A 9514-nucleotide genomic window follows, 5' to 3' on the forward strand; every position below is an offset into this window, starting at 1 on the left:
CCGCGCCCTCGTCGGCACGGGCCGGACGACGACCACACCCTCCAGCAGATCACGCGAAAGACCCATCCCGACGTTTCGGTCCTGACCACGCAGCGGGTCATCATCACCATCGACGAGATCCGGCAGCTGGTGACCTCGTCGCACTACTCGCCCTCGGTCGGGCGGTACCGCGTGGTGATCATCGAGGACGCCGACCGCATGACGGAACGCACCTCGAACCTGCTGCTCAAGGCGCTCGAGGAACCGCCGGAGCGCACCGTGTGGATCCTCTGCGCCCCGAGCGAGGCCGACCTCCTGCCCACCATCCGGTCACGCGTGCGCTCGGTCCGCCTGCGCGTGCCGGGCATCGAGTCCGTCGCCGACCTCATCGTCGCCCGCACCGGTGTCGACCGTGCGCTCGCGATGGACGCCGCGCGCCAGGCGCAGAGCCACATCGGGATGGCGCAGCGTCTCGCCACGAGCGAGGACGCCCGCGACCGCCGGCGTCGGACCCTGACGACGGTGCTCGGCGTCCGGACGGTCGGTGACGCCGTGATGGCTGCCGCCGACCTGCTCGCCGTCGCCGACGAGGACGCCAAGGCGATCACGCAGCAGCGCGACTCCGAGGAACGCGACGCCGCACTCCGGTCGCTCGGGATCGAGCCGGGCGGCACGATCCCGCCGGCCCTCCGCTCGCAGCTGCGGCTGCTGGAAGAGGACCAGAAGCGTCGTGCCACACGGAGCCTCCGGGACGGCCTGGACCGCATCCTCGTCGACGTCTCGTCGCTGTACCGCGACCTGCTGCTGCTCGGGCTCGGGGCACCCGCGGAACCGGTGAACCTCGCGATGCGGGAACACCTCGACCACGCACTGCAGTCGGTGACGCCGGCCGCTGCGCTCGAGGTGCTCGACGCGATCGCCCTCGCCCGGCAGCGGATCGCCGCGAACGTGGCGGCGTTGCTGGCGCTCGAGGCGCTGCTCGTCACGATCGCCCGCGCGAGCCGCTGACCCACGCCAGCACCTGACCCGCGCGAGCCGCGCGAGCCGCGCGAGCCGCGCGAGCCGCGCGCGCCGCTGACCGGCGCCACCCGCGTCCCCGCGCCCGCCGCAGGAACCGCCGACCTGCGGGACCCGGCCACCCACCAGGGGCAGGCCGACGCGTGCAGCCGCACCGCGCCTCCAGTCCGTCTCGAACCGCACCCTGTGACGTTCCCCATCCGTCCGCACCTCCCCGCATGGGACAATCACGGCATGTCCGACGCAGAACCCGGTCTGCGCGAGCGGAAGCGCCGCGCCACCCGACTCGCGATCCAGCAGGCCGCGCTCCGCATCGCGATCGAGGACGGCCTCCCCGCGGTGACCGTCGACGAGATCTCGCGCCGTGCCGACGTCTCGCCGCGGACGTTCTTCAACTACTTCCCGAACAAGGAGGGCGCCCTCCTCGGCGACGATCCGACGCTGCCGGACGACGAGACCCTGGCGGACTTCGTGGCCGGCGGGCCGACGGGAGACCTGCTGGCCGACCTCGGCGCGCTGCTCGTGCACTCGACCCGCGAACTCATCGAGGAGCGCGGGCTGATCGAGGAGCGGCAGCAGGTGCTGCGGGCCGCTCCCGAGCTCTTCAGCAGGCGGATGGAGTCCATGAAGGAGTTCCAGGGGGCGATCGAAGGCGCGATCGTGGCGCGGCTCGCGGCGGCGGCAGGCGAAGCGTCCGGTGCCACGGTGGACGCCGCCGGCACGCCTCCGGAGCGCCGCCGTCGGGCGCGCCTGGCATCCCTCGTGGCGTTGGCCACGCTCCGTCACGCGTGGTGGGAGTGGTCGGACGCTGGGTCGGAGACGCACCTCGTCGACGAGCTCGAACGGTCCTTCGCCGACCTCGACGCGCTCGTTTCGCGTTCGCTCGTCTGAACCTGTATAGTCGTGTCCCGTGCCGCTCCGGCAACGGAGCGTCCGCCGCCTTAGCTCAGTCGGCAGAGCGATTCACTCGTAATGAATAGGTCGTCGGTTCGATTCCGACAGGCGGCTCCGAGAAGCCCCGGTCAGACACTGTCTGACCGGGGCTTTCGGCATCACTGGGTGCGTGTCACGGCAGGTAGTACGTCGGGTTCGGCAGCTTCACGCTCCGGTCGGCCGAGCCGCCGAGCAGGTCGCTGTACTGGTCACCGAAGTTCGCCACGACGTCGTACCGGCCGCCCGACCGCGACTCGATGTGCGCACGCGTCTGCGACTTGTACTCGACGGTGGTGCACTTGGCCGCGGCGCAGGTGATGTAGGACGGCTGCTGCGAGGCGCCGACGCCGGTCCACTTCGTGTAGTAGGTCTGCGTGCCGCGCTGCGTCGCCTGGAACTGCGGGTAGCCGACCTGCTGCAGGTTCTCGATCGTGGCGGTCTTCTGGTCGTCGTTGCGGCCGGTGAGCCCGATGATCGTGCAGCCGGAGCGCTGGGCGACGGACACGAGCGAGGTCATCGACGGGGTCGCGGGGAAGCGCTCGTCCTGCACCCACTCGTCCTGCAGTGCGGGGTCGAACACGAAGTGCATGTCGGCGACCTCCATGTCGTAGGTCCACAGCGTCGTGTCGTCGGCGTCGAGGACGATGGCCGGGTTGCGGTGGAGCTTCCGGCCGACGGCGCACTGTGCGGCGACGACGGGGGCCTGCTTCGCCACGATGGAGCGCATCTCGCGGATGTAGGGGGAGTCGGTGCGGTTCGCGAGTCCGGTGCCGGGGTCGCCGTAGTAGGTGGCGATGGTCTTCTTGACGGAGTCGATGTTCGGGATGCCCTCACCGCTCTGGGTGGCGCCCGAGGAGCCGTCGGCGGCCATCGTGAAGTGCGTGCGGGGCGTCAGACGCGGCTCGGAGACGCCGGGCAGGTCGGCCGAGGGCAGGTAGTAGGTCGGGTTCGGCAGCTTCATGGAGCGGTCGGCGTACCCGCCCTGCAGGTCGCTCCACTGGTCGCCGATGTTCAGGGCGATGTCGTAGCCGAGGTCCTGCTCGATGTGCTTCCGGGTCAGTGCCTTGTACTCGACGGTGGTGCACTTGGCGGTGGCGCAGGTGATGTACGACGGCTGCTGGGACGCGCCGACCCCGGTCCACTTCGTGAAGAAGCGGTCGTTCGTGAAGGCGGTGTAGCCGACCTTCGACAGGTTCTGGACGGTGGCGGCCTTCTGGTCGTCGTTCCGACCGGTCAGCCCGAAGATCGTGAAGCCGAGCGCCTGTGCCCGGTTCACGAACCCGACCATCGACGGCGTGGCGGGGAAGCGCTCGTCCTGCACCCACTCGTCCTGACGGGCCGGGTCGAACACGAAGTGCATGTCCGCCACCTCCATGTCGTAGGTCCACAGCGTCGTGTCGTCGGCGTCGAGGACGATCGCGGGCTTCTCGCCGCGTCGGACCGCGGCGTCGTGGATGCGCCGCAGCTGGGCGCTCTGGCGGTCCACGATGGAGCGCATCTCGCGGATGTACGGCGAGTCCGTGCGGTTCGCGATCCCGGTGCCGGGGTCGCCGTAGTAGGTGGCGATGGTCTTCTTGACGGAGTCGATGTTCGGGATGCCCTCGCCGCCCTGGGTCGCGCCGGAGGACCCGTCGGCCGCCATCGTGAACTGCGTGCGCGGCTGCAGTCCGGCGTCGGCCGAGTGCCCTGGTGGTGTCCACCCGTGTCCGGGTGACCCCCAGCCGTGTGCGGCTGCCGGCGTGACGCCGACGAGGGTCGAGGTGAGGACGATCGCCGCGCTCGTGGCGACGGCGGACAGGATGGATCGGCGCATGGCGGAGACCTGATCGCTTTCTGCTGGTGGGGCGGTCGTCGGACGCGACCGCTGGACCCCCGTTCGGGGGTGCAGCAGCACGCTAGCTGGCAATCGGCCGTGCGGTCCATACCAATGTGCTGCGGGTGGACAGCGGTGTGCCGTCCGGGCGTCCTGGTAGACAGGTGGCATGACGGTTCGCTGGGGAGTCATCGGAACGGGCGGCATCGCACGGTCCTTCGTCGGCGACTGCACGGCGGCGGGGATCGAGTTCGTCGCGGTCGGCAGTCGGACGGCCGCGGGTGCCGAGGCATTCGCGGCCGAGTTGGCGATCCCGCGGGCACACGGTTCCTACGAGGACCTCGTCGCGGACGACGAGGTGAACGCCGTCTACGTCGCGACCCCGCACTCGCGGCACGCGGCGGACGCCCTGCTCGCCATCGAGGCCGGCAAGCACGTCCTCGTCGAGAAGGCCTTCACGATCACGGCGGACGAGGCGAGGCGCGTCGTCGACGCCGCGCGGCGCGCCGACGTCGCCGTGATGGAGGCGATGTGGACGCGCTTCCTCCCGCAGATGGCGATGATCCGCGAGCTGGTCTCCGAGGGGCGGATCGGCCGGGTCCGACTCGTCGAGGCCACCCACCACCAGGCGCTGCCGTCCGATCCGGCACACCGCCTGAACGACCCGGAGCTCGGCGGCGGGGCCCTGCTCGACCTCGGCATCTACCCGGTGTCGTTCGCCGTGGACGTCCTCGGTGTCCCGACGTCGGTCGTCGCTGCCGGCACCCTCAGCGACCAGGGCGTCGACACCCAGATGGGCCTCGTCCTGACGCACGAGGGCGGCACGCAGTCGATGCTCCACTTCGGTCTCGACCTCGCGAGCCCGAACACGGCCTCGATCATCGGCGAGGACGGTCGCATCGACCTCGACTCGACGTGGTTCACCCCGACGACGTGGCGGCTCCGCGACCGCGACGGCCGTGTGGTCGAGGAGTTCGACGGCCGCGAGGAGCTCGCCGGCTACGCGCACGAGGCGCGCGCGTTCGAGTCCATGGTCGAGTCCGGCACCCACGAAGGCGGCCCGATGGACCCCGAGGAGACCATCGCGATCATGGCCCTCATGGACGAGGCGCGCCGCCAGGTCGGCGTCCGGTACCGGGCCGACGGCGCCCGCGCGAGGGCCCGCTGATCGCCGCGGTCCGAGAAGAGGGCCTGGAGGCTCCTGCCGCAGTTCCGTAGGATCGTTCGCGATGTCCGAGCAGCAGCCCTCACCGCGCGGCGTCGCGGATCGCCTCCGCGCCGCGCGCACCGCCGTCCGCGCCTCGTTCGCACGACGCCCGGTCCCGTGGATCGCGGGCGGCCTCGCGACCGTGCTCGTGCTCGGTTCCGGCGGCGCCGTGGCCGTGGCGGCGGCGACCATGCCGACGCCCGAGACCACGACGGCCGCGACGGCGACACCGTCGACGTCGAGCAGCGCCACGCCGACGACGACCGCACCCACCCCGACACCGACGCCGAGCGGCCGGACGGTGCCGGACGATGCCGCCGGTCCGTCCGCACTCCGGACCTGCACCATCACGTCCGCCGCCTCGGCGAGCGGCCTCGGCGCGTTCGAGGGGTACGTGATGAACGCGAAGACGGGCGAGGTGCTGTTCTCCCGGAACGGTGACAAGGCCGCGCAGACGGGCAGCGTCATGAAGACCCTGACCACGGCGACCGCCCTGGCCGTCCTCGGGGGCGACCACCGCATCCCGACCACCGTGACGAGGGAGTCCGGCGGCGCGATCGCCCTCGTCGGCCACGGCGACGCGACCCTGTCCGCCGGCGGTGCCACGGTCTACCCGGGGGCGCCGACGCTCGCGCAGCTCGCCCAGCAGGTCAAGGCGAAGCTCGGCAGCACCCCGGTCACGACGATCGTCGCGGACGGCACCTACTGGAGCGCCGCCGACGCCTGGGACCCGACGTGGCCCGTCAGCGAACGGACGATCGGGTACCAGCCCGAGGTCACCGCGCTCATGGTCGACGGGGACCGGGCGAACCCCGGGGCCCAGACCTCGCCGCGCTCCACGGACCCCATCGGCCGTGCCGGGGCGCTGTTCAAGACGGCCCTCGCGAACGCCGGGGTCGCCGGTGCCGCGAACGCGCAGGTCGTGCAGCGCGCGACGACCAGCTCGGACACGATCGCCACGGTCTCGTCGCAGCCGGTGTCGACGCTCATCGGTCAGATGATCCCGAACTCGGACAACACGCTGGCCGAGATGCTCGCGCGGATCTCCTCGAAGGAGTCCGGCGCGAACGGGTCCGCCGCGTCGCTGACGTCCGTGTACCAGGCGGCGCTGGGGACGTACGGCGTCGACCCGTCCGGCATCGTCATCAAGGACGGCTCGGGGGAGAGCGCCGCGAACGCCGTGTCGCCGAACTTCGTCGCCCACCTCATGGTGCAGGTGGCGGCCGGCGCGAAGGGACTGGGGACGCTGGCCAACGCCCTGCCCGTGTCGGGGCAGTCGGGCACGCTGGCGAGCCGCTTCACCGGCGCGAACGCCGTCGCCCGCGGCAAGGTGCACGCGAAGACCGGCTGGATCGACAGCGCGAACACGCTCGGCGGCTACATCGACGCCGCCGACGGCACCCGTCTGACCTTCGCGTTCTACGCCATCGGGTCGTCACGGGCGGCGGCGCTGCCGGCGCTCGACGCGGTGACCGCGGCGACGTACTCGTGCGGGAGCCGGCTCACCGGGTCCTGAGCCCGCGGGTGTTGGATGGTCACATGTCCAGGGCACTCCTCGTCGTCGACGTCCAGAACGACTTCACCGAGGGCGGTGCGCTCGGGGTGACCGGCGGGGACGACCTCGCGCGGCGCATCACCGCCTTCCTCGGCCGGCACGCCGACGAGTACGACCTCATCGTGGGGTCCCGTGACTGGCACCACGGCGACGACGACAACGGCGGGCACTTCGCCGGTCCCGAGGGCCCGGACTACGAGACGACCTGGCCGGTGCACTGCGTCGCCGGGACGCCGGGGGCCGAGTACCACCCACGGCTCGACACCACGGTGATCGACGTCCACGTCCTCAAGGGGCAGGGGACGCCGGACTACTCGGCGTTCCAGGCGCGCACCGAGGACGGCGTCGGGTTGCCCGAGGTCCTCGCCGAGCACCGGGTCGTCACCGTCGACGTCGTCGGCATCGCCACCGACCACTGCGTCCGGGCGACGGCACTCGACGCCCGTGCTGCCGGGTTCGACGTCGCGGTGTACGACGACCTGGTCGTCGGTGTGGACGACGACCGGAGCGCCCGGGCGCTCGACGAGGTCCGGGCGGCCGGCGGGCACGTCGACCACAGCGACATGGACGAGGGGCTCGCGAACCCCGGGGGAGCGGTCCTCTGACCACCGGGACCGACCCGCACGCCGCCTGAGCCGCACGACCCCGACCCCGACCCCGGCCTCGGTCGCGGCCGCGACCCAGGCCGCCGCGGACCGACTCAGACGAGCAGCTGGTGCTTGGCGAGGTCGCGGTAGAGCGGCGTGGACTCGACGAGCTCGGAGTGGGTGCCGACCCCGACGACCCGGCCGTGCTCGAGCACGACGATCACGTCGGAGTCGACGACCGTCGACAGCCGGTGCGCGATGACGAGCAGCGTGCGGTCCTCGGCGACGGCGTCGATCGCGAGGCGCATCTTCTGCTCGTTGACGCCGTCGAGCGACGAGGTCGACTCGTCGAGCAGCAGGATCGGGGGAGCGGCGAGGAGCGCCCGGGCGATCGCGAGTCGCTGCCGCTCGCCGCCGGAGAGCATCACGCCGTCCTCGCCGACCTGGGCGTCGAGGCCGCGGGGGTCGCGGTGCAGCACCTCGCCGAGGTTGACCGCCTCGAGCACCCGGACGCAGTCGTCCTCGGTGGCGTCCGGTGAGCCGAGCAGCAGGTTCGCGCGGATCGTGCCGGCGAGCACGGGCGCGTCCTGCTCGACGTAGCCGATCTGGGCACGGAGCTCGGCGCGGGCGAGCCCGCGCACGTCGACGCCGCCGAGTCGGATCACGCCGTCGGTCGGGTCGTAGAACCGCTCGATGAGGGCGAGCGTGGTCGACTTGCCGGCGCCGGACGGCCCGACGAGCGCGACGCGCGACCCGCGCGGCACCCGGAAGGACACGTCGTGGAGCACCACGTCGTCGACGGGGCTGTCGTCGGCGGGGCGATCCGCGCCTCCGGGACCGGCGGCGGGTGCGGCGCCGTCGGCGCCCGACGCCTGAGCGGCGCGCGCGTACCGGAACGACACGTGTTCGAAGGCGATCGCGTCGTCGCTCTCGACGGCGGCGGCGACGCGCACCGCCTGGTCGTCCTGCGCCTCGGTCGGCAGGTGCAGGATCTCCTCGATGCGACCGAGGGCGCCGAGCGCCTGCGCGACGGCGACGGCCGCGCCCATGGCCTGCCCGAGCGGCATGATCATCATGAACAGCAGCAGGATGAAGGTGATCAGGGTCGCGATCGTGATCGTGCCCGCGGCGACCTGTGCGCCGCCGACGCCGAGGACGGCGATGAACGCCACCTGCATGACGATGCTCGCGACCGGGACGACGAACGCGGACATCTTCGCGATGTCGAGGCCGCGACGGTAGGCCTCGGTCGCGTGGCCGTCGACCTCGTCGACCTCGCGCTCGGTGGCGCCGGCGGCACGGATGGTCCGGACGGCGCCGATGCCGCGCTCGACCGCCGCAGTGAGGTCGCCGACCTTCTCCTGCGCACGCTTCGACGCGATCCGGATGCGACGGCTCAGGCCTCCGACGACGACGATCGCGACGAGCACGATGACCACCGTGATGCCGAGGAGCAGGGGGTCGATGATCGCCATCGCGATGATCGCGCCGAGGAACGTCAGCGCCCCGCCGATCGACTCGATGAGCCCCTGCGTGAGCACGGCGCGCAGCAGGGTCGTGTCGCTGCCGACCCGCGAGACGAGGTCGCCGGTCCGCCGGGTGTCGAACTCCGAGATGGGCAGGTTGAGGATGCGCGCGATGAGCTTGCGGCGGGTGGAGAGCACGACGCCCTCGCCCGCGCGCTGGAGCAGGAAGTGCTGCACGCCGTTGAGGAGCCCGGACACGACCACGAGCACGACCAGGAGCCACACGAGGGTGCTGAGCGTGTTGCCGCGCTGCACGGCGGTGACGACCTGGTTGACCAGGAGCGGCTGCGCGAGCGAGGCACCGGCACCGAGCACGCTCAGCACGATGATCACGACCATCGCGGGCTTGTTCTCGAACAGGTAGCTCAGCAGGCGGCCGAAGGTGGCGCGGGGACCGTCGGACTGCTTGGGTCGCGCGAAGGGGAGGCTCATCGTGTTCCTAGTTTCTGCCGTACTTCTTGTGCACTGCCTGTCGGCTGACGCCGAGCAGCGTCGCGATCTCCTGCCACGAGGCGCCGGCGTTCCGGGCTCGTCGGGCAGCGAGTTCCTCGGTCCGGTCGAGCTCACGGCGGAGCTCGCGCACACTGGCCAGGGCCGAGAACGGGTCGTCCCCGGCGGCGCCGGCGGCGAGGCTCGTGATGGTCGGTCGGTCCACGGACGTCAACCTACATTGACGCACCGACAGTGTCAATCTGGGTTGACGCGCCGGTCGGTGGCGCGGGTCGATGGCGGGCCGACCCGGAACGACATCACCGACGTCGTGCGACGTCGGTGATGTCGTTCCACAGCGCGCACGAGCGTGCGCGTCCGCAACGTGCGACACCGTCGACGTCGTACGACAGCGACATCGTCGCTCCGAGTCCGCGCCCGCCGGGCCGGAGCACAGACGGACGGGAG

At 71.8% G+C, this 9514-nt stretch carries 8 protein-coding genes and 1 tRNA gene; 6 read left to right on the forward strand and 3 right to left on the reverse strand.

Going from position 1 to position 9514, the window contains the following annotated elements:
• From I5E_RS12785 to I5E_RS12795, 3 genes are all read left to right on the forward strand, one after another.
• Positions 1-987 (forward strand): DNA polymerase III subunit delta' (locus tag I5E_RS12785; protein WP_022907331.1); only part of this gene is annotated, 987 nt, incomplete at its 5' end.
• A 243-nt stretch (positions 988-1230) separates the two neighbouring features.
• Complete coding sequence (locus I5E_RS12790) at positions 1231-1887, forward strand: TetR/AcrR family transcriptional regulator (protein WP_031262621.1); 657 nt, start codon at positions 1231-1233, stop codon at positions 1885-1887.
• A gap of 44 nt (positions 1888-1931) precedes the next feature.
• A tRNA-Thr gene (locus I5E_RS12795) sits at positions 1932-2004 on the forward strand.
• A 58-nt stretch (positions 2005-2062) separates the two neighbouring features.
• Here I5E_RS12795 and I5E_RS12800 read toward each other — a convergent pair.
• Positions 2063-3742: an HAD family acid phosphatase gene (locus I5E_RS12800; protein ID WP_022907333.1), complete on the reverse strand. Its 1680-nt coding sequence runs from the start codon at positions 3740-3742 to the stop codon at positions 2063-2065.
• Positions 3743-3911: 169 nt separating this feature from the next.
• On the opposite strand from I5E_RS12800, the gene I5E_RS12805 reads away from it, so the two are divergent.
• From I5E_RS12805 to I5E_RS12815, 3 genes are all read left to right on the forward strand, one after another.
• Entirely contained in the window at positions 3912-4910 is a 999-nt protein-coding gene (locus I5E_RS12805) for a Gfo/Idh/MocA family protein (RefSeq protein WP_022907334.1), read from the forward strand.
• A 61-nt stretch (positions 4911-4971) separates the two neighbouring features.
• Positions 4972-6465, forward strand: coding sequence for a D-alanyl-D-alanine carboxypeptidase/D-alanyl-D-alanine endopeptidase (gene dacB, locus I5E_RS12810; RefSeq protein WP_022907335.1), 1494 nt, complete (start codon positions 4972-4974; stop codon positions 6463-6465).
• A gap of 23 nt (positions 6466-6488) precedes the next feature.
• Positions 6489-7109, forward strand: coding sequence for an isochorismatase family protein (locus tag I5E_RS12815; RefSeq protein ID WP_022907336.1), 621 nt, complete (start codon positions 6489-6491; stop codon positions 7107-7109).
• Positions 7110-7204: 95 nt separating this feature from the next.
• Here I5E_RS12815 and I5E_RS12820 read toward each other — a convergent pair whose 3' ends face one another.
• Both I5E_RS12820 and I5E_RS12825 read right to left on the reverse strand, forming a co-directional pair.
• Entirely contained in the window at positions 7205-9049 is a 1845-nt protein-coding gene (locus I5E_RS12820) for an ABC transporter ATP-binding protein (RefSeq protein WP_022907337.1), read from the reverse strand.
• A gap of 7 nt (positions 9050-9056) precedes the next feature.
• Complete coding sequence (locus I5E_RS12825; RefSeq protein WP_022907338.1) at positions 9057-9272, reverse strand: hypothetical protein; 216 nt, start codon at positions 9270-9272, stop codon at positions 9057-9059.
• Positions 9273-9514: the final 242 nt, after the last annotated feature.

Origin of the sequence: Curtobacterium sp. B18 (assembly GCF_000333375.1) — a bacterium.
Classification (GTDB): Bacteria; Actinomycetota; Actinomycetes; order Actinomycetales; family Microbacteriaceae; genus Curtobacterium.